Annotated in this window: 27 protein-coding genes; 10 read left to right on the top strand and 17 right to left on the bottom strand. The window is 67.9% G+C overall.

Annotation, left to right across the window (positions count from 1 at the left end):
• The first annotated feature begins 20 nt into the window (after positions 1–20).
• From G9373_RS00985 to G9373_RS00970, 4 genes are read left to right on the top strand one after another with little or no spacing between them, the layout of a single operon-like run.
• Complete coding sequence (locus G9373_RS00985) at positions 21–1,058, top strand: 2-aminoethylphosphonate ABC transporter substrate-binding protein (RefSeq protein WP_133986552.1); 1,038 nt, start codon at positions 21–23, stop codon at positions 1,056–1,058.
• A 2-nt stretch (positions 1,059–1,060) separates the two neighbouring features.
• Positions 1,061–2,230 carry an ABC transporter ATP-binding protein gene (locus G9373_RS00980; RefSeq protein ID WP_054247401.1) on the top strand — a complete coding sequence of 390 codons (1,170 nt, stop codon included), beginning with the start codon at positions 1,061–1,063 and terminating at the stop codon, positions 2,228–2,230.
• Positions 2,227–3,129 (top strand): 2-aminoethylphosphonate ABC transporter permease subunit, encoded by a 903-nt coding sequence (locus G9373_RS00975; protein WP_133986551.1) that lies wholly within the window; start codon positions 2,227–2,229, stop codon positions 3,127–3,129. The genes G9373_RS00980 and G9373_RS00975 overlap by 4 nt, the downstream gene beginning before the upstream one ends.
• The gene (locus G9373_RS00970; protein WP_167113578.1) at positions 3,104–3,886 is read left to right on the top strand and encodes an ABC transporter permease subunit; all 783 of its coding nucleotides are present in this window, start codon (positions 3,104–3,106) and stop codon (positions 3,884–3,886) included. The genes G9373_RS00975 and G9373_RS00970 overlap by 26 nt, the downstream gene beginning before the upstream one ends.
• A gap of 60 nt (positions 3,887–3,946) precedes the next feature.
• Here the strand turns inward: G9373_RS00970 and G9373_RS00965 are convergent, their stop codons facing one another.
• The gene (locus tag G9373_RS00965; protein ID WP_054247399.1) at positions 3,947–5,569 is read right to left on the bottom strand and encodes an AMP-binding protein; all 1,623 of its coding nucleotides are present in this window, start codon (positions 5,567–5,569) and stop codon (positions 3,947–3,949) included.
• Positions 5,570–5,678: 109 nt separating this feature from the next.
• Between G9373_RS00965 and G9373_RS00960 the strand changes: the two genes are divergently transcribed.
• Both G9373_RS00960 and G9373_RS00955 read left to right on the top strand, forming a co-directional pair.
• Positions 5,679–6,554 carry a LuxR C-terminal-related transcriptional regulator gene (locus tag G9373_RS00960; protein ID WP_005259316.1) on the top strand — a complete coding sequence of 292 codons (876 nt, stop codon included), beginning with the start codon at positions 5,679–5,681 and terminating at the stop codon, positions 6,552–6,554.
• A gap of 54 nt (positions 6,555–6,608) precedes the next feature.
• Positions 6,609–8,030 carry an APC family permease gene (locus G9373_RS00955; RefSeq protein WP_054247398.1) on the top strand — a complete coding sequence of 474 codons (1,422 nt, stop codon included), beginning with the start codon at positions 6,609–6,611 and terminating at the stop codon, positions 8,028–8,030.
• Positions 8,031–8,046: 16 nt separating this feature from the next.
• Here G9373_RS00955 and G9373_RS00950 read toward each other — a convergent pair whose 3' ends face one another.
• From G9373_RS00950 to dxr, 8 genes are all read right to left on the bottom strand, one after another.
• Complete coding sequence (locus G9373_RS00950) at positions 8,047–8,475, bottom strand: GyrI-like domain-containing protein (RefSeq protein WP_133986550.1); 429 nt, start codon at positions 8,473–8,475, stop codon at positions 8,047–8,049.
• Positions 8,472–8,954, bottom strand: coding sequence for a GyrI-like domain-containing protein (locus G9373_RS00945; RefSeq protein WP_005573725.1), 483 nt, complete (start codon positions 8,952–8,954; stop codon positions 8,472–8,474). The genes G9373_RS00950 and G9373_RS00945 overlap by 4 nt, the downstream gene beginning before the upstream one ends.
• A gap of 1 nt (position 8,955) precedes the next feature.
• A complete protein-coding gene (locus G9373_RS00940; protein ID WP_133986549.1) occupies positions 8,956–9,261 on the bottom strand; it encodes a hypothetical protein in 306 nt (101 codons plus the stop codon).
• 158 nt (positions 9,262–9,419) lie between these two features.
• The gene (locus tag G9373_RS00935) at positions 9,420–11,234 is read right to left on the bottom strand and encodes a penicillin-binding transpeptidase domain-containing protein (RefSeq protein ID WP_206031414.1); all 1,815 of its coding nucleotides are present in this window, start codon (positions 11,232–11,234) and stop codon (positions 9,420–9,422) included.
• Positions 11,235–11,287: 53 nt separating this feature from the next.
• The gene (locus G9373_RS00930) at positions 11,288–12,124 is read right to left on the bottom strand and encodes a GNAT family N-acetyltransferase (RefSeq protein WP_005573719.1); all 837 of its coding nucleotides are present in this window, start codon (positions 12,122–12,124) and stop codon (positions 11,288–11,290) included.
• Between the two features lie 94 nt (positions 12,125–12,218).
• Complete coding sequence (gene ispG, locus G9373_RS00925) at positions 12,219–13,376, bottom strand: flavodoxin-dependent (E)-4-hydroxy-3-methylbut-2-enyl-diphosphate synthase (RefSeq protein ID WP_005259330.1); 1,158 nt, start codon at positions 13,374–13,376, stop codon at positions 12,219–12,221.
• A gap of 41 nt (positions 13,377–13,417) precedes the next feature.
• Entirely contained in the window at positions 13,418–14,638 is a 1,221-nt protein-coding gene (locus G9373_RS00920; RefSeq protein WP_005259331.1) for a site-2 protease family protein, read from the bottom strand.
• 6 nt (positions 14,639–14,644) lie between these two features.
• Positions 14,645–15,802 carry a 1-deoxy-D-xylulose-5-phosphate reductoisomerase gene (gene dxr, locus G9373_RS00915; protein ID WP_064080775.1) on the bottom strand — a complete coding sequence of 386 codons (1,158 nt, stop codon included), beginning with the start codon at positions 15,800–15,802 and terminating at the stop codon, positions 14,645–14,647.
• A gap of 120 nt (positions 15,803–15,922) precedes the next feature.
• Here dxr and G9373_RS00910 point away from each other — a divergent pair, with 120 nt between their 5' ends.
• The gene (locus G9373_RS00910) at positions 15,923–16,192 is read left to right on the top strand and encodes a DUF2631 domain-containing protein (protein WP_005259333.1); all 270 of its coding nucleotides are present in this window, start codon (positions 15,923–15,925) and stop codon (positions 16,190–16,192) included.
• Positions 16,193–16,267: 75 nt separating this feature from the next.
• On the opposite strand, the gene rlmN is transcribed toward G9373_RS00910, so the two are convergent.
• Entirely contained in the window at positions 16,268–17,377 is a 1,110-nt protein-coding gene (gene rlmN, locus G9373_RS00905) for a 23S rRNA (adenine(2503)-C(2))-methyltransferase RlmN (protein ID WP_005240549.1), read from the bottom strand.
• A 114-nt stretch (positions 17,378–17,491) separates the two neighbouring features.
• Between rlmN and G9373_RS00900 the strand changes: the two genes are divergently transcribed.
• Both G9373_RS00900 and G9373_RS00895 read left to right on the top strand, forming a co-directional pair.
• A complete protein-coding gene (locus tag G9373_RS00900; RefSeq protein ID WP_167113575.1) occupies positions 17,492–17,905 on the top strand; it encodes a lipopolysaccharide assembly protein LapA domain-containing protein in 414 nt (137 codons plus the stop codon).
• 83 nt (positions 17,906–17,988) lie between these two features.
• Positions 17,989–18,840 carry a CoA ester lyase gene (locus tag G9373_RS00895; protein ID WP_005259336.1) on the top strand — a complete coding sequence of 284 codons (852 nt, stop codon included), beginning with the start codon at positions 17,989–17,991 and terminating at the stop codon, positions 18,838–18,840.
• 9 nt (positions 18,841–18,849) lie between these two features.
• Here G9373_RS00895 and G9373_RS00890 read toward each other — a convergent pair whose 3' ends face one another.
• The 6 genes from G9373_RS00890 to rpsB all read right to left on the bottom strand — a co-directional run bounded on the left by G9373_RS00890 (position 18,850) and on the right by rpsB (position 23,883).
• Positions 18,850–19,551 (bottom strand): class I SAM-dependent methyltransferase, encoded by a 702-nt coding sequence (locus G9373_RS00890; protein ID WP_120659259.1) that lies wholly within the window; start codon positions 19,549–19,551, stop codon positions 18,850–18,852.
• A gap of 10 nt (positions 19,552–19,561) precedes the next feature.
• Positions 19,562–20,488 (bottom strand): phosphatidate cytidylyltransferase, encoded by a 927-nt coding sequence (locus tag G9373_RS00885; RefSeq protein WP_082359794.1) that lies wholly within the window; start codon positions 20,486–20,488, stop codon positions 19,562–19,564.
• Between the two features lie 28 nt (positions 20,489–20,516).
• Positions 20,517–21,074 (bottom strand): ribosome recycling factor, encoded by a 558-nt coding sequence (frr, locus tag G9373_RS00880; RefSeq protein ID WP_005240537.1) that lies wholly within the window; start codon positions 21,072–21,074, stop codon positions 20,517–20,519.
• An 81-nt stretch (positions 21,075–21,155) separates the two neighbouring features.
• A complete protein-coding gene (gene pyrH, locus G9373_RS00875) occupies positions 21,156–21,884 on the bottom strand; it encodes a UMP kinase (RefSeq protein WP_005240535.1) in 729 nt (242 codons plus the stop codon).
• A gap of 174 nt (positions 21,885–22,058) precedes the next feature.
• The gene (gene tsf / locus G9373_RS00870) at positions 22,059–22,886 is read right to left on the bottom strand and encodes a translation elongation factor Ts (protein WP_133986548.1); all 828 of its coding nucleotides are present in this window, start codon (positions 22,884–22,886) and stop codon (positions 22,059–22,061) included.
• Between the two features lie 112 nt (positions 22,887–22,998).
• Positions 22,999–23,883 carry a 30S ribosomal protein S2 gene (rpsB, locus tag G9373_RS00865; RefSeq protein WP_005259344.1) on the bottom strand — a complete coding sequence of 295 codons (885 nt, stop codon included), beginning with the start codon at positions 23,881–23,883 and terminating at the stop codon, positions 22,999–23,001.
• A gap of 318 nt (positions 23,884–24,201) precedes the next feature.
• On the opposite strand from rpsB, the gene G9373_RS00860 reads away from it, so the two are divergent.
• Positions 24,202–24,729 carry a M23 family metallopeptidase gene (locus G9373_RS00860; protein ID WP_133986850.1) on the top strand — a complete coding sequence of 176 codons (528 nt, stop codon included), beginning with the start codon at positions 24,202–24,204 and terminating at the stop codon, positions 24,727–24,729.
• Here G9373_RS00860 and G9373_RS00855 read toward each other — a convergent pair.
• Positions 24,726–25,751, bottom strand: coding sequence for a MinD/ParA family protein (locus tag G9373_RS00855; RefSeq protein WP_133986547.1), 1,026 nt, complete (start codon positions 25,749–25,751; stop codon positions 24,726–24,728). The genes G9373_RS00860 and G9373_RS00855 overlap by 4 nt on opposite strands.
• Positions 25,752–25,778 lie beyond the last annotated feature (27 nt).

The raw sequence follows: 25,778 nt of genomic DNA, 5'->3' as shown, positions 1-25,778 counted from the left end.
CTCATCGTTAGGAACACCCCATGCGTCTTCGTCCCCGGATCGTCGCGGCCGCGCTGGCCGCGGCCCTCCTCACCCTCGGAACCGCCTGCGGCGGAACCGGCACCGCCGCCGATTCGGGCACCGACACGGTCACCGTGTACAGCGCCGACGGGTTATCCGGTTGGTACCAGTCGCGTTTCGACGCCTTCACCGCACAGACCGGAATCGCGGTGAACCTCGTCGAGGCCGGATCCGGCGAAGTCGTCTCCCGTCTCGAGAAGGAACAGTCGAACCCACAGGCCGACGTCGTCGTCACGCTGCCGCCGTTCATCCAGAAGGCCGACTCCCAGGGACTCCTCGTTCCGAGCGGTGTCGACACCTCCGCGGTTCCCGCGGCGGAGAAGGACGCCGCCGGTCACTACGTTCCCGTCGTCGAGAACTACCTGTCCTTCATCGCCAACCCGGCGGCCTCACCTGCTCCCCGGACCTGGGACGACCTGCTGTCCGACCAGTTCGAGGGCAAGATCCAATACTCCAGCCCCGGCCAGGCCGGTGACGGCACCGCGGTGCTACTGCTCCTCCAGCATCTGAGGGGCAAGGAGGGCGCGCTCGACTATCTCGCGAAGCTGCAGGCCAACAACGTGGGACCGTCGTCCTCGACCGGCAAGCTGCAGCCGAAGGTCAGCAACGGCGAACTGCTCGTGGCCAACGGTGACGTGCAGATGAACCTCACGTCGATCGCCGACGACGGCTCGAAATTCGCGCTCTTCTTCCCCGCTGCCGCCGACGGCACCCGCACCACCGTCGCCCTGCCGTACGTGATGGGTCTGGCGAAGGGGGCGCCCCGCAGCGAGCAAGGCAGGCAGCTGATGGAGTTCCTGCTCTCCGAGGAGTCGCAGAAGACGGTCGCCGACGAGGCGCTCGGCATGCCGGTCCGCGAGGACGTGCGCGCCGCGGCGGGCGAGAGCGCCCCGGCACGGGCACTGCAGGGGGTCCAGGTGTGGTCGCCGAACTGGAACGACATACTCACCGAACTCGATTCGGACGTCGCCGCGTACCAGAAGGCCACCGGGAGCTGATCGTGTCGGGACTTCCAGCCAGGCGGGCACACCCGTCGCACACCACCGCGGTCCGCGGAGCCACCGACTTCTCCGCGCCGGCCATCACGTTCGACCGCGTCACCGTGGGCTACGGCCGCGGCAAGGGCGTCACCCACGCCCTGATCGACTTCAACCTGCGCGTCGGCCGCGGTGAGACGGTGGCCCTGCTCGGCCCGAGCGGTTCCGGGAAGTCGACCGCGCTCGCGGCGCTCGCGGGATTCGTTCGCCCCACTTCGGGTTCCGTGCGGCTCGGATCCCGCGACGTCACCGACCTACCGCCCGCGAAACGGGGAATCGGCGTCGTCGTGCAGTCCTATGCGCTGTTCCCGCACATGCGGGTGGCCGACAACGTCGCGTTCGGCCTCCGCTGCCAACGGGTGCCACGCGCGGAGATCGGCGCGCGGGTGGCCGAGGCCCTCGACATGGTCGGCATGGCCGCCTACGGCAAACGCCTGCCCCGCGAATTGTCGGGCGGACAGCAGCAGCGGATCGCGATCGCGCGGGCCCTCGCGATCCGGCCCGCAGTCCTGCTGCTCGACGAACCACTCGCCGCGCTGGACGCACAACTACGCGAGAGCATGCTCGGTGAGCTCTCGCGACTGCGTGCGGCCCTGCCCGACACCGCGATGCTCTACGTCACGCACGATCAGAGCGAGGCGCTGGCGCTGGCCGACCGGATCGCCGTCATGCGGAACTCCCGGCTCGCCGACATCGACACCGCCGAGAACCTCTGGAAGCGGCCACCGAGCAGTTTCACCGCGGAATTCCTCGGCGGTGCCAACCTGCTGCCGTGCACCGTCACCCGGGTGATCGGGACGTCGGCGCTCGTGTCGATCGGAGGGGTGCCCGTCACTGCCACCGCCCCTCAACCCGACATCGGGCACGTGGAATGGGAGTCGGACCTGCCCGCGTTCCTGTGTGTCCGCCCGCATGCGGTGACGCTGACGGCGCCCGGCGCGCGGGGTTCGTTCTCGGCACGGATCGTCTCGACGGTGTGGCGGGGATCGACCACGCGGATCACGCTCGCCGTCGACGACTTCGAGGGAGTGCAGGTGGACGCGGACGTGCCCGGGCACGACCAGCGCCCTCCGGGCACCGTCGTCGGCGTGCAGTTCCCGTCCGACGGCAGCGTCCTGGTGCCGGCGACATGACCGCGACACTCGAGCGTCCGCCCGCCGCGGCCCCACCCCGCCCCGAGCCGGTCCGGTGGCGGGGCATCGCGTGGACGCTCCCACCCCTGCTACTCGTGCTCGGATTCGCCGCCTACCCGATGGCCCGGGTACTCACCGAATCCCTCGACTCCGAAACCGGTTCGGGTCTGGACAACTGGTCCGGCGTCCTCGGGTCGGAACTGTTCCGCACCGCGCTGTGGCGGACGGTGCAGATCGCCGCCCTCTCCACCGTCGGCTGCCTGATCCTCGGCACGTTCCTGGCGCTCGTGCTGGCGTTCGTCCCGTTCACGGGATCGAAGGTCGTGGGACGGCTGATCGACGCGGTGCTGTCGCTGCCCTCGTTCCTGATCACGCTGGCGTTCACGTTCCTCTACGGCACGGCCGGGGCAGTGAACGCGCTGATCGCGCGGATCACCGGCGACACCGACGGACCGCTGAACTTCCTCGGCACCCCACTCGGGGTGATCGCCGCGGAGATCACGTTCTTCACGCCGTTCGTCGTCCGCCCCCTGCTCGCCGCGTTCACCCAGATCCCCCGCGAACAACTCGACGTCGCCGCCAGTCTCGGGGCGTCGCCGCTGCGGGTACTCCGGACCGTGGTGATGCCCGAGGCATGGCCCGCACTGCTGGCGGGTGGATCGCTGGTGCTGCTGCTCACCCTCAACGAGTTCGGCATCGTCCTGTTCACGGGCGCCAAGGACGTGGTGACGCTGCCCGTCCTGATCTACACGCGCGGCATCGTCACGTTCGACCTGCCGGGCGCCGCCGTGATCGCCACCATCCAGGTGGCGCTGTCGCTGACCCTGTACTGCACGTACCGATTCGTGTTCGCCAAGCTGACGGGAGGCAGCCGTGCTGCTGTGGACGACAAGATCTAGGGCGCTGACCCTGAGCCTGTTCGCCCTGGTGGTGACCGTCGTGTTCGCGGCACCGATCGTCACCGTGATCGCTGCCGCGCTGGCCGGATCCTGGACGGGCCCACTGCCCTCGAACCTCGGCGGCCGGAACTTCGCGGCGGCGCTGTCCGACGAGAATCTCGCCAGCCTCACCGTCAGCCTGCAGACGGCGTTCGTCGCGGGCGCGCTGGCGCTGGCGGTCGGGACGTGGGCGGCACTCGCTGCGCGGGAGGCGCCGACGTGGTTGCGCCGCACCACCGACGCCGTCTTTCACCTGCCGATCGCGATCCCGTCCGTGGCGATCGGTCTGGGCCTGCTGATCACGTTCAACTCGCGACCGCTCCTGCTCGGCGGAACCAAGTGGATCGTGATCCTGGCACACACGATCCTCGTGCTGGCCTTCACGTTCAGTGCCGTGTCGGCGGCACTGGACCGGCTCGACCCGGCCTACCGGCAGGCGGCCGAATCCCTCGGCGCCGGTCCCACCCGCGTCCTGCTGCGGATCACACTGCCACTCCTGCTTCCAGCGCTCGGCGCCGCCGCGGGCCTGTCGATCGCGCTGTCGATGGGCGAACTGGGCGCCACCGTGATGGTGTACCCGGCAACATGGAAGACGTTGCCGGTGAGCATCTTCGGGCTCACCGACCGCGGTCAGGTGTTCCTCGCCGCCGACACCACCCTGCTGCTGGCGGTCACCCTCCTCGCCCTGCTGGTCGTCGGCCGCCTCCGCAGGCGCTGACGCACCCGTGCGCCTTTCTGGTAGCTGGAGCTACCGGAAAGGCGCACGGGCCCGGAGGGCCTACTTCTGGCGGAGCAGGTAGCGCTGCACCTTGCCGCTGGGGGTCTTCGGCAGGTTGGGGACGAAGTGCACGGTGCGCGGGTAGGCGTGCGCCGCGAACTTCTTCTTCACCAGCGTCTGCAGCTCGACCTCCAGTTCGTCGGTCCCGTCGACGCCGTCGCGCAGGACCACGAACGCCTCGAGCACCTCACCCCGCAACTCGTCGGGCATCCCGACGACCGCAGCCTCGACGACCTCGTCGTGCATCACGAGCACACTCTCGACGTCGAAGGGCCCGATCCGGTAGCCGGCCATGATGATCACGTCGTCGTCGCGGGCGGAGAAGAAGTAGAAGCCGTCCTCGTCGGTCTGCCCGGCATCGCCCGTGAGGTACCAGCGACCGTCGGCGGTGAACCGCTGCGCGGTCTTCTCCGGGGCGTCGACGTAGCCGGTGAACCACATCAGCGGGCTGCCCAGGGTGTCGATCGCCACCCGGCCGGGGGTCCGCGGCGGGGCGATCGCGTCGGAGTCGTCCTCGAGCACGGCGCACGCCCACCCCGGCAGCGGTTTGCCCATGGACCCGTCGCGCACCTCTTCCCGCAGTCCGTCGGCCCAGGAGTTGGCGATGAACATGCCGTGCTCGGTCTGGCCGTAGTGGTCGCGCACGAACACGTTCAGGTTGGCCTCGGCCCACGAGATCACATCGGGAGTGAGCGGTTCACCCGCCGACGACGCGCGTCGCAGTGTCACCGTCTCGGGGATCGGCGTGGGGTCGGCCCGCAGGCTGCGGTAGACCGTCGGCGCGGCGGCGAAGTTGGTGACGCCGAAGCGTTCCATCACCTGCCAGGTGAGGGGCGCGGAGAATCCGGCGTGCAGCAGGATGCTGCGGGTGCCCGCGGCGAGGGGTCCGAGCAGGGCGTAGTAGAGGCCGTAGGCCCAGCCGGGGTCGGCGGCGTTCCAGAACACGTCGTCCTTGCGGACGTCGAGGCCGAACTCCTGGTAGGCGTGGAAGGACGCGAGGGCCCGCAGCCGGACGGGCACCCCCTTCGGTGTGCCGGTCGTGCCGCTGGTGAACAACTGGACGAGGGGTCCGTCACCGCCGACCGTGACGGCCGCCCCCTTCGCATCCGCGGCGTCGTGCGACTCCACGAGCGTCGCGAAGTCGAGCGCGTCGGCGCCGGCCCCGCCCACGACGACGACCTGCCAGGACGCGTCCGCGGGGATGTCCTCCCCGGGAGTCAGCTTGTCCAGCTGGTTGGCGTCGGAGACCACGACCTTCGCCCCGCTCGCACCCAGCCGGAACGCGATCGCGGGCGGCGCGAACGCGGTGAACAGGGGAACGTGGACGGCACCCCGCCGCCAGATGCCGAGCAGCGCGACGACCAGTTCGGCGGACTTGCCCATCAGCGTCGCGACGTGGTCACCGGGCTCGACGCCGAGGTCCGCGAGTGCGGCGGCGAATCGCGTCGACTGCTCGCGCAGGTAGCCGTAGGTGAGGTCCGTCGACGACAGATCCGATTCGACGACGGTGAATGCCACGTCGTCGGCGGGGTGTCGATCACACAGCAGTTCCGCGGCGGACGCCGTCGGCGTGTCGTACTGGTCCAGCAGCTCACGCACGCGTGCGGTGGGATCGGTGGTCATGCGGTACTCCTTGTGCTCTCATGGCCCGTGACAGATGGTCGGGCCGTCGCCCGAACTCACTACGGTTATGATCTAGCTCACAGACCGCTGTGACTACCCCCGGAAAGGGGTGACCGACTTGGTTGCTCGTGCACCGTCGCTGCTGCGCCCTCGGGACGGGGACGCACTTCGGGGTGAGCTGCGCTCCATCGCAGCTCACGGCGTCGCGCCGGTCCTGTTCGGCGGCGAGGTCCAGGACGGCACACTGCACCTCAGCGAGTTCGTCGGCACTCGCACCAACAACCTCAAGGGCCTCGCGATCCCCTCGCGTTCCGGTCTCGGTGGCCGCGTGGTCGCCCAGCGCACACCGGTGGCGGTCAACGACTACGGCCGCTCCTCGACCATTACCCACCACTACGACCGGCCCGTCCTCAGTGAGGGACTCCGGTCCATCCTCGCGGTGCCGGTCATGGTGCGGGGCAGCTCGCGCGCCGTGCTCTACGCCGCCATCCGCGACTGCGCACCGATCGGCGACCGCACCGCCGACATCGTCGTCGCGGCATCCCGGCGCCTCGGCACCGAGATCGCCATCCGGGACGAGGTGGATCGCCGCCTCGAGATGATGAAGACGCTCGACGTGGGCGGTGCCGGCGGCGCCACCACCGAGGAGCTCCGCGACATCCACGCGGAGCTGCGGAGTGTGGCACAGACCGTCGCCGACACCTCGTTGCAGGCCCGTCTCCGCGGGCTGTCGCAGCGACTGGCGGGCATTCTGCGTCCGGACGCCGACGGCGGCGACGAGGACCCCGGCGTCCACCTCACCCCACGTGAGATCGACGTCCTGTCCCACGTGGCCCTGGGATGCACCAACAGCGAAGCAGCACAGCGCCTCTCGGTGGGACCCGAGACGGTCAAGAGTTACCTGCGCAGTGCCATGAGCAAGCTCGACGCACGGTCGCGGCACGAGGCGGTGGTCACCGCGCGCAGGCTCGGGCTGCTCCCCTAGCGAACACAGTCTTCTCGAACGAGGGACGCAGGCGGTAGCGAAAGGCGGTGGATCATGGGATCGACAGCGGACGCCACGAGTTCGAATGCACCAGATTCGAATTCGCCCGAACAGCCGAGCCTCAAGCGGGTGATGGGCCCAGGGCTGCTCCTGCTGTTCATCGTCGGAGACATCCTCGGCACCGGTATCTACGCGCTCACCGGAAAGGTGGCCAATCAGGTCGGGGGCGCGGTGTGGCTGCCGTTCCTGGTGGCGTTCGTCGTCGCGATCATCACCGCATTCAGCTATCTGGAGCTGGTCACCAAGTTCCCGAAGGCCGCGGGCGCCGCGCTGTACACGCACAAGGCGTTCGGGGTGCACTTCCTCACGTACATGGTGGCGTTCGCGGTGATGTGCTCGGGAATCACGTCCGCATCGACGGCGTCGCGGGCGTTCGCCGCCAATTTCGTGGAGGCATTCGACCTCGACTTCTCCACCGGGATCGGCATCACCCTGCTCGGTCTCGGCTTCATGACGCTGGTGGGTCTCGTCAACTTCCGCGGGGTCAGCGAGAGCGTCAAGACCAACGTCGTACTCACCTGCGTCGAGCTGTCCGGTCTCCTGATCATCATCATGATCGGGCTGTGGGCCCTCGGCGTCGGCGACGGCGACTTCTCCCGGGTGGCAACGTTCGACACCGGCGACCGATCCGCACTCGGCGCGGTCGTCGCGGGAACCGCCCTGGCGTTCTTCGCGATGGTCGGGTTCGAGGACTCGGTCAACATGGCCGAGGAATGCAAGGAACCGAGCCGCATCTTCCCCAAGGTCCTACTGACCGGCCTGATCATCACCGGCTGCATCTACGTGTTCGTGTCGATCACCGCGATCGCCCTCGTACCCGTGAGCGAGCTCGGCGAGGGTGACACTCCGCTGCTGAAGGTCGTTCAGGCCGGAGCGCCCGGGTTCCCGATCGGAATCTTCGCGTTCATCACCATGTTCGCCGTCGCCAACACGGCACTGATCAACATGCTGATGGCGAGCCGGTTGCTGTACGGCATGAGCCGCGAGGGCGTCCTGCCTCCCCCGCTCGGCAAGGTTCACGCCACGCGGCGCACACCGTACGTTGCCATCGTCTTCACCACGATCCTCGCGTTCGGCCTCATCACGTTCGTCGGTGAGGTCCCCGAACTCGGCGGCACCACCGCGCTGCTGCTGCTGGGCGTGTTCACCATCGTCAACATCACCGTGCTCGTCTTGCGCAAACAGCCGGTGGAGCACAAGCATTTCCGGGTGCCGACCATCTTTCCGATCATCGGCGCCCTCACGTGTGGCTTCCTCGTCACTCCTTTCGCCGACCGTCCCGCGGTGCAGTACCAGATCGCGGGCGTTCTCCTCGGAATCGGTGTCGTGCTGTGGGCCGGGACCGTCCTCGTGAACAAGAGGCTCGGCAAGGGCGGGCCCCGGATCGACCCCGAGAAACTCGCCGAGCACGAGTGACCCGCCCGGTCGCCGCTCAGTGCAGTGAGAGGAACAGATCGACCGACCCGTCCGGATGATGCACCTCGAGGTCCTCGGTGAAAGCACGTTCGATCCGGCCGCGCGCCGCCGCGTAGTCGGCGACGCTCCACGTCTCGGCGAGCGCATCCGGTTCCGATTCGTCCTCGCAACAGAATCGGGCGAAATAGCCAGCACGTACGCCGACCAGGACGTCGCCGGGCTCCATCTTGTCGGGCGAATCGCACGGATATCCGACGACCACCGTGAACGTGCGCGGCGGCGGGGACGCCGCGTAGATGACGAAGATCTCGGAGATCCCCCGATCCCTGATCCGTTCCACCGTGTAGTCGACGAGTTCCCGGCCCGGCCCGGGACGCCCGGGTTTGCCTTCGGGAATGGTCAGGCCCACAAACGATTCGGCCTGCCGCTTGACGATCTCGATCATCGCTTCTCACCCATCGCACTCGACGGCGCCCCGGACTCGTCCACGCGGATCGGAATGTACAGGTCCACGGCGTAGGCGTGGGGATACGCTTCGAGGTCACCGGTGTACGTCCGCTCGATGTCGCCGTTCGTCTCCGCCTCGCTGACCTGCGCCCACAGCCGCAGCATCACGTCGGGAAACATTCCCCGCGAGGAGAACTTGGCGTACGTGCCGGGCGGGATCCGCGAAATGACGTGACCCCGCGTGGCGTCGTCCACCGTCGCACACTCGTACCCGACGATCTGGGTGTAATACGACTCGACGTCGGGAGCGAAGTCGATGTAGGTGGAGGCGAGCGGCCCCCCGACCTCGTGGTGGAGCACTCTCGTCCATGCGCGGTCCAGGCGAGGGTCGCTCAGCTTCCCCAACGCGCGCTGGGGGCTTCGCACGGGCAGACCGGCCACCAGGGTCTCGCCGCGCTCGATAATCTCGAAGCCCATGTCAGACCGCATCCTCGAGAACATGTGCGTCGCGAACGCCGACGCAGGGCACCCCTCGAGCCCGCGCCAGCTGCATCGCCATCGCATCGGACGGCGAGCAGAGTCCGTCCAGGACGTCCTCGGTCACGATCGCGCAGACGACGTCACCCTCACAATCGCTGATCGATTCGATTCCGCGGTCGGAAGCCCACTGCCGCAACGCAACCCACCGCGTCAGCTCGGTGCCGGCGCCCGGGCGCCCGACGAACAACACCCTCCGGGTACCGTTCGCTGTCTCCAGGCCGTTCACTTCTGCACTGATGGTCATGGTCCGACTTCCTGTCCACGTTGGCTTTTCGATCCCGACTGTGCGGGTTCTTCCGTCTGCAACCAACTATGGACCGCACCGGCGGCAGCGTCTGTCCACCGATCAGCCCCTGACCAGGATGAATTCCGCGTCCCCCGATCGGTGGACAGCGGCCCGCGTCAGTACCCCTCGGGCAGCGCGGCGAACATGTCGCGGGTGACGGCGACGGCGTTGTCGGAACTGCCGCCGCGCACCACCAGCGTCGCGAACGCGAGATCGCCGCGGTAGCCGACGAACCAGGCGTGCGAACCGCCCTCGACCTCGGCCTCACCCGTCTTGCCGTACACCTCGCCCTGGTCTTCGATCCGCTCCGCGGTACCGCTCGTCACCACGAGACGCATCATTCCGCGCAGCCCGTCGACCATCTCCGGGCTGATCTGCGGATGCTCGCCGTCGATCGTGGTTTCCCGTCCGGCGATCAACCGCGGCACGGGCGTCGAACCGTGTGCGATGGTCGCGGCGGCCAACGCCATCCCGAACGGGCTCACCACCACCTTGCCCTGACCGAATCCGTCCTCGGTTCGCTGCACCAGATCCTCGGCAGGCGGCACCGACCCCGAGTCGGTCGGCAGGCCCACCACTTCGTAGTCGGGGCCGATTCCGTACTGCGACGCAGCGACCGACAGTGCGTCGGGACGCATCTCGCTGGCAAGTTTCGCGAACGACGTATTGCAGGAGCGGGCGAACGCCGTGGCCATCGGCACGGTGCCGAGCGCGAATTCGTTGTAGTTCGGAACGCTGCGCTCACCGATCTCGATGCGTCCCGGACACGGCACCATCGTGTCGGGTGTCGCGATCCCCGACGAGATCGCGGCGCCCGCGGTGATGATCTTGAACGTCGAACCGGGCGGATACAGGCCGGTGAGCGCGACCGGACCGTCCCTGTCCGCGGCCTTGTTCTGCGCGACGGCCAGGACGTCGCCGGTCGACGGCTGGATGACGACCATCATCGTCTGGTCGGTGCGAGCATTGACGGCGTTCTGCGCGGCGATCTGGATGGGACGGTCGAGGCTGATCGAGAACGACGGGGAAGTCTGCGGCGCCGTCTCGGTGAGCACGTCCGTGTCCACACCGTTCTGGTTCACCGTCACCACACTCCAGCCGGCCTTGCCGTCGACCTCGTCGATCACGGTCTTCTTCACCTGACCGACCAGATCGGGTGCGAAGTTCCGGTCGGTGGCCACGAGATCCGCCTCGTCGGACACACTCACACCGGGAATGGCGCCGAGCACGCCGGCGACCTGTTCGTAGTCGTCCGACCGCAGCCTCGTGACGAGGTAGTCGCCCTTGACCGCCGTCGCCGATTCGGCGATCGACTGCGCAGTGAGCGTGTTGTCGAACGTGGCGAGCGCCGACGCGAGGGACTGGGCACTGCCGATCACGTTGCCCGACTGCGCCGCATCGAACTTCACGCGGTACACCACGCCGGGGACGAGGACGTCCGACCCCGAATGCTCGTTGACCCGCGCCCGCGGGGCGGCCGTGGAACGCAGCGACATAGTCTGCCGGTCCCCCAGCCGGGGGTGGACGTTGGTGGAACTCCAGCGCACGGCCCAGTCGCCGCCGCGCCGCCCCATCTGAAGTTCACCCGAATACGTCCACACCCGGTCCTTCGGCAGATGCCACTCGTACGTGTACCCGACGGTGGCCGTGTCACCGCTGACGTGAACGTCCGTCGTCCGGGCGTCGAGAGACTCGGCCTGCAGCGACGTCCACGCGGACTCGAGGGCCTGGCGGGCAACGTCGGGACGATCCGACAGATCGGCGGCCTCCTCCGAATCCTGCTCGGCGAAGGCCGTCAGAAACGCCTGCGCGGCCGGTTCCGGACCTTCCGGTCTCGGCGTGCACGCCGTGAGACCCACCGTCAGCACAGCGGCGCCGCACAGGGCGATCGACTGGACGACGCGTAAGCGAGAATATGGCCGCAGGTTCATCGCCGCCCATGCTATGTCGGCGGACACCGCCGACCCGGTAAGCGGACAGCGAGTCAGTCCAGAAGAATTGTGGCGAACGTCGCGACCTGGCTGAAGCCGACGCGCGCGTACGCGCTGCGGGCCACCGTGTTGAAACTGTTGACGTAGAGGCTGGCGATGCGGCCCTCCGCGATGACGGCCTCCGCGACCGTCGCGGTACCCGCCGCCCCGAACCCGTGCCCGCGATACATCGGATGCACCCACACACCCTGGATCTGCCCCACCCGCGAGGACACCGAGCCGACCTCGGCCTTGAACACCACCTGACCGTCGTCGAATCTGGCCCACGCCCGGCCGGCGGCGATCAGGTTGGCGACGCGGCGCCGGTACCCTCGTCCGCCGTCGTTGGCGCGCGGATCGATGCCGACCTCTTCGATGAACATCGCGACCGCGGCAGGCAGGTACTGCTCGAGTTCGTGCATCCGCACCTGCCGGACCAGGGGGTCCGGGCGGCACTGCGGGGTACTCGCCAGCGCCAGCAGCGGCTGGTCGGGCCGGACCTCGCGGGCAGGCCCCCAATCCATCTCGAGCATCTCCCACAGCGGCAGCGTCAGTTCGGCCCGGCCGACCAGCGACGAACACATGCGCGGGGTGCGACAGGCGCGGTCGGCGAACGCCCGCATGTCGTCGATGCTGCCGCGCAGCGGCACGAAATTCGCGCCCGAGAAGCACAACGACTCAAGCGGCCCGCCCCGACTCCACAACTCTCCGTGGATCATCCGGGGATCGATGCCGCCCTCTTCTACGCGAGCGGCAACCATGCAGGCGGCGACAGGATCGGCGTCGAGAACGCGAAGCACGTGTGCTGCGTCCCGACTGCTCAACTGTTTGGCACCGAGGAGCTTGAGCATCTACCCAACCTTGTCAGCTAGTGGACCTGCCCACCAGATTGCCATGAACTCGCCGGAAACGGGAGACGTTTCGTCGCCCGCTGCCTGCGCCGACTCAGCTGACCGTCACGACGGGTGATCCGGACGTCGCATCACCCTCCATCTCCTCGGCGATCCGCATGGCTTCCTCGATGAGGGTTTCGACGATCTGCGCCTCCGGCACGGTCTTGATGACCTTGCCCTTGACGAAGATCTGCCCCTTGCCGTTGCCGGACGCGACACCCAGGTCGGCCTCGCGGGCCTCACCGGGACCGTTGACGACGCACCCCATGACGGCCACGCGCAGCGGGATCTCCATGCCCTCGAGACCGGCGGTGACCTCGTCGGCGAGCGTGTACACGTCTACCTGGGCGCGCCCGCACGACGGGCAGGACACGATCTCGAGCTTCCGGGGTCGCAGGTTCAGCGACTGCAGGATCTGCGTGCCGACCTTGATCTCCTCGGCGGGCGGGGCGGACAGCGACACCCGGATGGTGTCGCCGATGCCGTCCGCCAGCAGCGCACCGAACGCCACCGCCGACTTGATCGTGCCCTGAAACGCCGGACCGGCCTCGGTCACCCCGAGGTGCAGCGGGTAGTTGCACTGCGCCGCCAGCTGCCGGTAGGCCTCGACCATGATCACCGGGTCGTTGTGCTTCACCGAGATCTTGATGTCGCCGAACCCGTGTTCCTCGAACAGTCCCGCCTCCCACAGCGCGGACTCGACGAGCGCCTCCGGCGTGGCCTTGCCGTACTTCTGCATCAGCCGCGGGTCGAGGGAACCGGCGTTGACGCCGATGCGGATCGGGATGCCTGCGTCGCCCGCGGCCTTCGCGACCTCCTTGACGCGTCCGTCGAACTCCTTGATGTTGCCGGGGTTCACACGGACGGCCGCGCAGCCGGCCTCGATGGCAGCGAAGATGTACCGGGGCTGGAAATGGATGTCGGCGATGACCGGGATCTGACTCTTCTTCGCGATGGTCGCGAGCGCGTCGGCGTCCTCCTGCCGCGGGCAGGCGACACGGACGATGTCGCAGCCCGACGCCGTGAGTTCGGCGATCTGCTGCAGGGTGGCGTTGACGTCGTGGGTCTTGGTGGTGCACATCGACTGCACGGATACCGGGAAGTCGCTGCCGACTCCGACAGTTCCGACCTGGAGCTGGCGAGTCTTGCGGCGGGGTGCGAGAACGGCGGCCGGGCCTTCGGGCATACCCAATCCGACAGGGCTGGTCACGTGGGTGCCTTCTTTCGTAGCTTCAAGTCCGAGTTTAGCGATCACTGGAAGAGCTTGATCGGGTTGACGATGTCGGCGGTCAGGGTGAGGAGCATGTATGCGCCGCCTATGACGATCACCACATAGGTGACGGGCAGAAGTTTCATGTAGTCGACGGGCCCCCCGCTGGGAAGGCCGCGCCTGCTGCGGAACCAGTCCCGGACCCGCTCGTACACGGTGACCGCCATGTGCCCGCCGTCGAGCGGCAGCAGCGGCAGGAGGTTGAACATCCCGAGGAAGAAATTCAGGCTCGCGAGCAGCAGCACGAACGCTTCCCAGATGCCCTGTTCGGCGATCTGACCGCCGATGACGCTGGCGCCGTACACGGAGATCGGAGTCTCCGGGTCGCGTTCGCCGCCCGTCACCGCGTGCCACAGGTCGACGGCCTTGCTCGGCATCTGCACCAGCCGCTCGGCGGTCATCACGAACATGTCGCCGGTGAACTCGAACGAGGCGGGCACCGCCGAAAGGGCCGAGTGCTCGACGACGCTCGGGGTCGCGCCGATGCCGATCGCGCCGACCGTCGCCTCGTGAGGTTCGCTCTCCCCCTCCTCCTGCACCCAGCGCTGCACCTGCTGGACCGGGACGACGATCGTCTGCTCTTCGCCGTCCCGCTCGATGGTGAAGTCCACCGGACCGGACAGCGAACGCGTGGCGGCGGCCACGTCGGCGAACGAGGGCGTGTCCTTGCCGTCGACCGCGGTGATGACGTCGCCGGTCCTGATGCCCGCCTGCTCGGCGGGGCCCGGTCCGGTGCACTCGGACAGGGCGTAGTCGGGGCCGGGACCCTGGGTCGGCGCCGCGCACCCGACCGAGCCGACGACCGCGTCGGTGGACCGGTTGAGGTCGGGCAGCCCCCACCCGACGGCGAGGACGTAGACCAGCACGAGCCCGAGGACGAAGTTCATGCCGATGCCGCCGGACATCACCGCGAGGCGCTTCCAGGTCGGCTTCTTGTACATGGCCCGGTCTTCTTCGTCCGGTTCGAGTTCGTCCAGCGCCGTCATCCCGGCGATGTCGCAGAACCCGCCGAGCGGAAGCGCCTTGAGCCCGTACTCGGTCTCACCGCGGCGGAAGGAGAAGATCTTGGGTCCGAAACCGATGAAATACCGGCGGACCTTCATGCCGGTGGCCTGCGCCACCCACATGTGCCCCGCTTCGTGAAGTGCGATCGACAGCGCGATCCCGAGGGCGAAGAGAACAACGCCCACTGCGAACACCATGCAGTTCTAGCCTTCCTGCTTCACGAGCTGACGTGCTCGCTCACGTGCCCAGCCGTCGGCGGCCAGTACGTCTTCCACGGTAGCCGGTGGCGCCGACCACTCGTCCGCCTCGGACAGCACGGAGGCGACGGTGCGGACGATGCGCGGGAACCGGATGATCCCGTCCAAGAATGCCTGAGCCGCGACCTCGTTCGCAGCGTTGTAGACCGCGGTGAGGCATCCCCCACCCTTGCCCGCCTCGCGGGCGAGGTCGACGGCAGGGAAAACCTGCGAGTCGAGTGGCTCGAATTCCCAGGTGGACGCCGTGCTGAAGTCGCAGGCTGCGGCGGCGCCGGCCACCCGGTGCGGCCAGCCGAGCGCCAGGGCGATCGGGAGTTTCATGTCGGGTGGGCTGGCCTGCGCCAGCGTCGACCCGTCGGTGAACGTGACCATCGAGTGCACGATGGACTGCGGGTGAACGGTGACGTCGATCCGGTCGTAGTCGACGCCGAACAACAGGTGGGTCTCGATCAGTTCGAGGCCCTTGTTGACGAGTGTCGCGGAGTTCAGCGTGTTCATCGGCCCCATCGACCACGTGGGGTGGGCACCGGCCTGCTCGGGTGTGACCGATTCGAGCCGATCGGCCGTCCAGCCGCGGAACGGTCCGCCCGAGGCGGTGAGAACCAGCCGATCCACTTCGTCCGCGCTGCCGCCCCGCAGGCACTGGGCCAGCGCGGAGTGCTCGGAGTCGACCGGCACGATCTGTCCCGGGGCCGCCGCTGCGGTGACGAGGGGGCCGCCGGCGACGAGCGACTCCTTGTTGGCCAGGGCGAGCCGCGCACCGGACTCGAGCGCGGCCAGGGTCGGCTCCAGTCCCAGCGAACCGACGAGCGCGTTGAGCACGACGTCCGCTTCCGTGGTCCGCACGAGTTCGGTGACGGCGTCCGGTCCACTCAGCACGCCGGGCCGATCCAGCGATGCGGCCGCCCGCGGATCCGCGACTGCGACGGAGGACACACCCGTCTCACGAATCTGCCGGTTCAGCAGTTCGACGTTTCCGCCGCCGGCCGCGAGTCCCACCACCGTGAACTTGTCCGGATTGGCGGCCACCACCTCCAACGCCTGGGTACCGATCGAACCTGTGCTGCCGAGCAGCAGGACGCGAGTGGGCCTGTTTTCATCCACCCACCCATTGTTCCTGATGAAATGCGGACGGTCCGCCACGGATGGCCCCGCTACATACGACGGGCAGTCGTATGTCACGATATGTCGAGTAGCGCAACCGAATCTGCAGGAGGATCGATCGTGGCCGGTACCCAGTTGGAGCCCTCGTCCAGCGACCCCATCGTGGCCGCACACATCGACACCGCGGAGGTCCCGTCGGCGGCATGGGGCTGGAGCGGTGAGGCGCCGAAGACGTTCCGGTTCTTCGGATGGTTCTTCGCCGTGTTCCTGCTGCTCATGATCATCGGCAACCACACCGGCCTGGTCGAGGACCTGTGGCTGATCGGCTGCGCGGCCCTGATGGTCCTGATCCTCGTTCGCGACATCGTCCTGCGGCGCAAGCCCCGGTAACACGAACCACGAGCGAACCCCTCGCCCCGATCACTCGGGCGAGGGGTTCGTCGTTTCTGCCTGTTCGGCAGACGCTCAGTTCTCGGCGGCGAGCTGCCCGCAGGCGGCCGCGATCTCCTGGCCGCGGGTGTCCCGCACGGTGCAGGACACACCCTGCGCCAGCACGCGCCGGACGAATTCCTTCTCCACCGGCTTCGGGCTCGCGTCCCACTCACTGCCCGGTGTGGGGTTCAGCGGAATGAGATTCACGTGCACCAACGGTCCGAGCGCCTTGCGCAGCTTCTTGCCCAGCAGGTCGGCGCGCCACGGCTGATCGTTCACGTCCCGGATCAACGCGTACTCGATCGAGACGCGCCGGCCGGACTTGTCCGCGTAGTAGCGGGCGGCGTCGAGGACCTCCGCCACCGACCAGCGGTTGTTCACGGGCACGAGGGTGTCGCGCAGTTCGTCGTCCGGGGTGTGCAGAGACACGGCCAACGTCACGCTGAGGTCCTCGTCGGCGAGCTTGCGGATCGCGGGCGCCAGACCCACCGTCGACACCGTCACGGAGCGTTGCGACAACCCGAGACCGTCGGGGGCGGGTGACGTGATGCGACGGACGGCGGCGACCACTCGCTTGTAGTTGGCGAGCGGCTCCCCCATCCCCATGAAGACGACGTTCGACAACCGGCCCGGACCGCCGTGGACGTCACCGTCGCGGAGTGCGGCCGCGGCCGCACGCACCTGGTCGACGATCTCGGCGGTCGACAGGTTGCGTTGCAGCCCGCCCTGACCGGTCGCGCAGAACGGGCACGCCATTCCGCATCCCGCCTGACTGGAGATGCACAGCGTCGCGCGGTCGGGGTAGCGCATGAGGACGCTTTCGAGCAGCGTCCCGTCGTTCGCCTTCCAGAGCGTCTTGCGGGTGTCTCCGCCGTCGCAGGCCAGGTGCTTGACGGGGGTGAGCAGCGTCGGGAACAGGGCCGCGCCCACCTGCTCACGCACGGCGGCGGGGAGATCGGTCATCTTCTCCGGATCCGCCTCGAGCCGCGCGTAGTACTGCCGGGCCAGCTGGTCGGCCCGGAACCCGGGCAGACCCAGCTCCTTGACGGCCTCCCGCCGCTCGGCGGAGTCGAGGTCCGCGAGATGCTTGGGCGGCATCCCACGCCGGGGCGCGGTGAAAACGAGGGGAAGCGAGACAGCCATAGTTTCTCCATTGTCCCATTGATTCGGGGGTCGTTGTCGTGCGGATGCCTGATCGACGTCGTTTCGCCGCCCGATGCGCATGCGGAACCCGCCGAGGTGGGTGAAGATCAACTTATGTCGACAACACCGGACGACCCCTCGAACTTCCCTCCGGACGTTCCGGCACACCATGGTCCGAGCACCGGTCCGGTGCCCACCGACCCGCCGCACTCCCACACGACACCGGCCGGCGCCGAGCATCCCGACGTCGCACGCCGCAAGGGCATCAAGCACACCCGGGTGGGCGCCACGTGGACCGGTCTGGTGATCGGAATCGTCGTTCTGGTACTGCTTCTCGTGTTCATCCTGCAGAACCTCGACAGCGTGACCCTCGAAATGTTCGCCTGGGAATTCACCCTCCCGCTGGGCGTCACACTGTTGTTCGCGGCGATCGCAGGCGCGGTGATCATGGCCCTCGCGGGCGGGGTCCGCATCATCCAGATCCGTCGGGCAGCGAACCGGCAGCGGCGCCTGAACAGTAATTTCTAACTGAACATTAGTTACGCAAGTGGATTGCGCAGACACTGAGCGAGCAGAATTACTGTCGTGGATATCACCGGAACGGCACGACTGTGAAGGCCGACATGGAGACGACTGTGGCACCGCGTATCGCGGCTGAACAAGCACGATCCTGGCTGCTGGTTCCCGCCGGCAAACCCGAGGGTTTCGAGGCGGCCCATGCCAGCGCCGCCGACGCCGTGATCCTCGACCTCGAGGACGCCGTCACCCCCGACCGCAAACCCCGGGCGCGCGCCGACGTCGTCGCCTGGCTCGGCGAGAACCGCCGCGCGTGGGTGCGGATCAACGACGCCACCACCCCCTACTGGGCGGACGATCTGGCAGCCCTGAACGGTGTTCCCGGGCTCGAGGGCGTCATGCTCGCCAAGACCGAGAGTGGAATGCAGGTCGACGCCACCGCCGAGCGGCTCCCCGAGGGCACGAAGGTGCTCGCCCTCGTCGAATCCGCGATGGGACTCGAGGCGGCACCCGAGATCGCCCGGACGGAGGCCACGTTCCGGCTCGCGTTCGGCAGCGGCGACTTCCGTCGCGACACCGGGATGGACGATTCGCCGCTGGCGATGGCCTATCCCCGCTCCCGGCTGACGGTCGCCAGCCGGGCCGCCCGGATCGCACCGCCGATCGACGGCCCCACCCTCGGCACGGACGTCGACGCCCTGGTCCGCGCGTCGGCGCTGACCCTCTCGATGGGCATGACCGGGAAGCTGTGCATGACCATCGCGCAGACGGCCCCGGTCAACGACGCACTGAGCCCGTCCCCGGCCGAAGCCGAATGGGCGCGCGACGTGATCGCGGACCTCGGCGAGGACGGCTCCCGGGTGCGGGACGGCAGTGACCTACCCAAGCTGGCGAAGGCCAAGAAGATCAACGCACTCGCACAGCTCTTCCACATCGCACCGCGGTAACGACACCGGTCAGAGCATCTCCAGCCCGGCGGGCTTTCGGCGGACGTGCACGCGGTAGCGCACGTCGAGAGCCACGCCGGGTGTCTGCGCGAACGCCTTCGATGCCGTCTTCTTGGTGAACTCGATACCGAGGACTCCGCGCAGCGCTTCCCGGTCCGGGAATCGCCATCGCGTCTCCACGCGCATGAGGCCGAACCCCTGCGCCGCGAAGAAGGCCTCGACGGTCGCCGGGTTGTACTGCGGCAGGTCGGCCCGCATCCACTCGCCGTAGGGATGGGCCGTGGCATCGAGATCGACCACCACGAGCGCGCCGCCCGGACGCAGCACCCGCATCGCCTCGCAGATTCCGCGGCCACAGCCGGGACCGAAGAAATAGGCGGTCCGCGCATGCACGACGTCCACGCTCGCGTCGCCGAGGGGTATGCCCTCGGCCGAGCCGTCGATCACGCGGACGTTCGGCAGGTGCCCCACGCGGGTGCGGGCACGTTCCAGCAGCGGCGAGTGCGGTTCGATTCCGTAGACCCTGGCCGCTGACTCGGCGAAGACCGGGAGGTGGAAGCCGGAGCCGCAGCCCACGTCGGCGACGATGCCGCCCGTCCAGTCCACGGCCCCGCGCAGGTGCCGGAAGATCGCCCCGTCCACGTCCTGGGCGCGATTCTCGACCTCGTACCACTCCGGCCAGTGCCAGATGTTCGGGCTGGGAATGGTCACGGCAGGGCGGTCAGACGAGGACCGTGAGCACCAGCCACGTCACGAACGCCGACGGCAGCAGGGAATCGAGACGGTCCATGATGCCGCCGTGCCCGGGAAGCAGGGTGCCCATGTCCTTGATGCGAAGCTCTCGCTTGACCTGGGATTCGATGAGATCGCCGAGCGTGGCGGTGACCACCAGGACGACACCGAGGAGCACGCCGATCATCGAGTTCTCGTCGAGGATCAGGGTGACCGTGAGCAGGCTGCCGATGACACAGAACAGCAGCGAACCGAAGAACCCTTCCCACGACTTCTTGGGGCTGATCGCCGGCACCATCGGATGCTTGCCGAACAGCACACCCGCCGCGTAGCCGCCCACGTCGGAGCAGACCACGCCGATCATCAGGCACAGCACCCGCCCGGCGCCGTCGGCCTGCAACACCATCAGCACGGCGAACGACGCCAGCAGCGGGATCCAGGAGGCGACGAACACGGTGATCGCGGTGTCCCGGAGGAAATTCTGCGGTGTCGCCTTCAGCCCGTGGTCGAACAGCCGCCAGACCATGCAGACCAGCACGGTCCCCGCAAAGGCGCTGAGCACCCCGACCGGGCCGAACGGCCACCCGAGCCACAGAATCGCCTGACCGCCCGCGAGCAGTGGGATCCGGGGGGCGCTGATCCCGGTCTCCCGCAGGCGCTTGGTGACCTCCCAGGTGGCGACCGCCATCGCGACGGCCACCACGCCGATCCACACCAGCGGCACGTAGACGAGGATCAGGATCAGCGCGACGCCGAGACCGACGCCCACGCCGATCGCGGCGGGGAGGTTACGCCCGGCCTTCGACTTCGCGGCCGGGGCCGCCTCCGGCGCAGGCGCACCCTCGGAGACCGGTTCCGAGGGGTCGCCCTCGGAGATGGGTCCCCCTGGGGTCCCGTGTTCTGCTGGCACGGTCACTGTCCCCGATCCACTCCTCGTCTCGTGACTAAACTTCCAGTAACTCGGCTTCCTTGTGCTTCACCAGTTCGTCGACCTGCGCGACGTACCGGGCGGTCGTCTTGTCGAGTTCCTTCTCGGCCCGACCGACCTCGTCCTCGCCCGCCTCGCCGTCCTTCTGGATCCGGGACAGCTCGTCCATCGCCTTGCGGCGCACGTTCCGCACGGACACCTTCGCGTCCTCGCCCTTGGACTTGGCCTGCTTGACCAGTTCGCGGCGGCGTTCCTCGGTGAGCTGGGGGACGGAGATGCGGATCAGGTTTCCGTCGTTGGACGGGTTCACGCCCAGGTCGGAGTTCCGGATCGCCGTCTCGATGGCGCCGAGCTGCGAGGCCTCGTACGGCTTGACGACGACCAGTCGCGCTTCCGGCACGTTGATGCTGGCGAGCTGCGTGATCGGGGTGAACGCGCCGTAGTAGTCGATTCCGATGCGATTGAACATGCCAGGATTCGCGCGGCCCGTGCGGATCGATCCGAGATCGTCCTTGGCCACCGTGACAGCCTTCTCCATCTTCTCCTCGGCTTCGAAGAGAGCTTCATCAATCACGGCTGTTCCTCCATGTCGTTCTGCATCGATTCGTCACTGCCTCTGTTTCGAGAAAACCCTGTGTCGAGCGTGTCACTCGCGTCATGACTTGACGAGCGTTCCGATCTTCTCACCGGATACTGCCCGAGCGATATTCCCCTCGGTCAGCAGATTGAACACCATGATCGGCATCTCGTTGTCCATACAGAGGCTGAAGGCCGTCGCGTCGGCCACCTTGAGTCCCTGTTCGATGACCTCACGGTGCGTGATCTGCGTGTACATCGTCGCGGTCGGGTCGAGGTTCGGGTCCGCGGTGAACACGCCGTCGACGGCCTTGGCCATCAGGACGACCTCGGCGCCGATCTCGAGTGCGCGCTGCGCCGCGGTCGTGTCGGTCGAGAAGTAGGGCATGCCCATGCCGGCGCCGAAGATCACGACGCGGCCCTTCTCGAGGTGACGCTGAGCGCGCAGCGGAATGTAGGGCTCCGCCACCTGTCCCATGGTGATCGCCGTCTGCACGCGGCTGTCGATGCCCTCTTTCTCCAGGAAGTCCTGCAGAGCAAGGCAATTCATCACGGTGCCGAGCATGCCCATGTAGTCGGAACGCGCGCGGTCCAAACCTCGCTGCTGCAGTTCCGCACCACGGAAGAAGTTGCCGCCGCCGATGACCACCGCCACCTGCACCCCGGACCGCACGACCTCGGCGATCTGTTCCGCGACCTTGGTCACCACGTCGGGGTCGAGGCCGACCTTGCCACCACCGAACATTTCTCCGCCGAGTTTGAGAAGGACTCGATGGAATCCCGTACGTTCGTTGGCTGGTTCGGACATTGCTCTCCTCAGTTCCACAGCACTCGTCGATTTCGACAGCGGCCGAGCGCACCCACGCGCCAACTCGACCCATTCAGACGGCCATCTTCATCCTGCCTCATCAGGACGGTGGCGGTATACGTAGGCCCCGCCGGGCGAGCGCACTCGTCCGACGGGGCCATACGACTCACACGACTAGCTCGAAGCACCGACCTCGAAGCGAACGAAGCGCTTGATGGTGACGCCGGCCTCGTCGAGGATCGCCTTCACGGACTTCTTGGAGTCCTGCACCGAGGACTGCTCGGTCAGCACGACGTCCTTGAAGTAACCGTTGACGCGGCCTTCGATGATCTTCGGCAGAGCCTGCTCCGGCTTGCCCTCGGCGCGAGCTGTTTCCTCGGCGATGTGCCGCTCGTTGGCGACGATGTCCTCGGGGACCTCGTCACGCGTGACGTACTTGGCCTTGAGCGCCGCGACCTGCATGGCGGCACCGCGAGCGGCCTCCGCAGCAGCGTCGCCCTCACCGGTGTACTCGACGAGGACGCCGACGGCGGGCGGCAGGTCGGCGCTGCGCTTGTGCAGGTAGACCGCGACCGGTGCGTCGAACGAGGCGATCTTGCTCAGGACGAGCTTCTCGCCGATCTTCGCGGACTGCTCCTGGATGACGGTGTCGACCGTCTTGCCGTCGAGTTCGAGCGCCTTGAGCGCGTCGACGTCGGCGGGCTTCGCTGCCGCGGCGACCGTGACGATCGACTCGGCGAGCTTCAGGAAGTCCTCGTTCTTCGCGACGAAGTCCGTCTCGCAGTCGAGCTCGAGCAGGACGCCGTCCTTGGAAACGACCAGGCCCTCGGCCGTGGTGCGCTCGGCACGCTTGCCCACGTCCTTGGCGCCCTTGATGCGCAGCTGCTCCACAGCCTTGTCGAAGTCACCCTCGGCCTCAGCGAGAGCGTTCTTGCAGGCCATCATTCCGGAGCCGGTGAGCTCGCGGAGCCGCTTGACGTCAGCGGCGGTGTAGTTCGCCATGGTGAGCGAGCCTCCTCATATGTCTGTCGGGACGTAAGTCAGGGTAGTACTCGGACCAGACCGTGAAACGGCCCTGACCAAAAGATCTCTGGTCAGGGCCGTGTGCATCGGATCAGGCCTCGGTGGAGGGTGCCTCTGCTGCGGGGGCCTCGGCAGCCGGAGCCGCCTGTGCCTCAGCTGCGGGAGCGGCCTCTGCGGCGGGCGCAGCCTCAGCGGCGGGCGCTGCCTGCGAGAGCAGTTCCTGCTCCCACTCGGCGAGGGGTTCGCCGGCGCCGGCCTCGGGCTTCGCGTCCTTGTCGGCGCTCAGTCCGGCACGGGCCTGCACGCCCTCGGCCACTGCGGAAGCAACAACCTTGGTCAGCAGGGCGGCGCTGCGGATGGCGTCGTCGTTGCCCGGGATCGGGTAGTCGACGAGGTCGGGGTCGCAGTTGGTGTCCAGGATCGCGATGACCGGGATGTTCAGCTTGCGAGCCTCGGCGACGGCCAGGTGCTCCTTGTTGGTGTCGACGACCCACACCGCGGAGGGGACCTTGGCCATGTCGCGGATACCACCGAGAGTGCGGTCCAGCTTGGTCATCTCACGCGTGAGCATGAGGATTTCCTTCTTGGTGCGACCCTCGAAGCCACCGGTCTGCTCCATGGCCTCGAGCTCCTTGAGGCGGAGAAGACGCTTGTGGACGGTGGTGAAGTTGGTGAGCATGCCGCCGAGCCAACGCTGGTTGACGTAGGGCATCCCGACGCGAGTGGCCTCGGCCGCGATGGACTCCTGGGCCTGCTTCTTGGTGCCGACGAAGAGGACGGTGCCGCCGTGGGCAACGGTCTCCTTGACGAACTCGTACGCCTTGTCGATGTACGTCAGCGTCTGCTGCAAGTCGATGATGTAGATGCCGTTGCGGTCGGTGAAGATGAAACGCTTCATCTTCGGGTTCCAACGACGGGTCTGGTGACCGAAGTGCGTGCCGCTGTCGAGCAGCTGCTTCATTGTTACGACAGCCATGGCTGTGTATCTCTCTTTCATTGCCGGTTGATGCAGAGCGTCTCGAGACGCTCCACCCTGGCGCCCGCAGACCATCGGACTCACACCGAGATGCGAGACCAGCCGATGGCCGATAACCTGCGCGGGCGCGCGAAGTCGGACTGTGGGAGCACAGACCGCTCGATCAGTGTACGGCCTCCACGCCGAACGCCCTAACCGCCCCTGCCACAACGCGGCCGCGCGTGCAAGGGTTTTGCGGGATCTGTGGACAAAGCGCATTCGATCCACATCCTCGTCCACTGCCCGTTCATCGACCCGGACGTGCGGGATCGTTCATCCATGACGAAGTTCGGGGCGATTCTGCGGGCGCTCACGGCGACGGCCACGGCGTCCACGCTGCTGACCGCCGCGGCGCTCGTCGCCCCGCCCGCCGATGCCGCGCCGAGCGGCGACTTCGACTGGCCGCCGCACCCACGACCGCGGGTGGTCCGGGCGTTCGACAACCCCGAGCACGACTGGCTTCCCGGCCATCGCGGCGTGGATCTGGGTGGCGTGCCCGACGAGGCCGTCCTGTCCGCAGATGCGGGTGTGGTGGTATTCGCCGGCACGGTGGCCGGCAAGCCCGTCGTCTCCGTCGACCACCCGGGTGGGCTCCGCACCACGTACGAACCGGTGACCGCCCGGGTCACCCCCGGACAGCGCGTGGGCCGCGGGACCGTCGTCGGCACGCTCGAACCCGGACACCCGGGCTGCATCGCACCCGTCGCCGCGTGCCTGCACTGGGGTCTTCGACGCGACCGCGAATACCTCGACCCGCTCGGACTCGTCCGCGTGACTCCGGTACGGCTCGAACCCGTCGGCGGCTAGCGCCACTCCGCGACGGCGTGCCTGCCTGCCGACTCCGGGAAGTCGTCCGCGACCATCGCCGCGAGTTCGACGAACGCCTTCCGCGTCGCGGGACGCAGCAGATCCAGATCCACCACCGAACCCTCGGCGAGGTGCTCGTCGAACGGCACCACCTTCACGGCCCGGCACCGGAGCAGGAAGTGATTGGTCAGTTCCGTCATGTCGATCGTGCTCGAGCCGGGCCGGGCGGCGCTGATCACGACGACCGTCCGCGAGACCAGGTGCCCGTAACCGTGGTGCTGCAACCAGTCCAGCGTGGCGGCGGCACTGCGGGCGCCGTCTATTGCCGGCAAACTCACCAGCACCAGGGAATTGGCGAGTTGCAGAACACCGTTCATCGCCGAATGCATGATGCCGGTGCCGCAGTCGGTGAGGATGATGTTGTAGTACACCTGCAGGATGTCGATCGCCCACCGGTAGTCGTCCTCACTGAACGCCTCGGAGATCGCCGGGTCCTGTTCGCTCGCGAGCACCTCGAGACGGCTCGGCGCCTGCGACGTGTGGGCCCGCACATCCGAGTACCGCCGGATCGTCGACTCCGCCCCGATGAGATCACCGACGGTCGAATGCGTCTGCAGCGGCACGCGCTGCGCGAGTGTCCCGAAGTCGGGGTTGGCGTCGACGGCGATCACGCAGTCGCCGCGCAGTGACGCGAACATCGATCCCAGCCCGATCGTGGTCGTCGTCTTGCCGACACCGCCCTTCAAGGACAGGAATGCAATTCGATAGTCCCCCTGGATCGGCTGCCGGATGCGGTCGAGCAGTGCCGCTTCGCGCGCCTCACCTGCCGACTCCCCCGGATTCACCGATCCCCCGGTGAGCCGGTGCAGTCCGCGCCGCCACCCTCGGCTCGGCGCCCTGCGTGCCCGTTCGAGGAGAGCATCCGCCACCAGATCCTGACTGGTCACCTGATGCCGGCTCGGCTCCAGGGCGGGACCGTCCCAGGATTGCCGCCCCCACGGATCTGCCGCAGTGTCGCCCACCGGGGCGCCGCCACCATCGTTCAGCCA

Source organism: Rhodococcus sp. A14, assembly GCF_011603105.1.
GTDB lineage: Bacteria > Actinomycetota > Actinomycetes > Mycobacteriales > Mycobacteriaceae > Rhodococcus_F > Rhodococcus_F opacus.
Note: the sequence above shows the minus strand (reverse complement) of the source record. Positions and strands in the feature narration are given on the sequence as shown.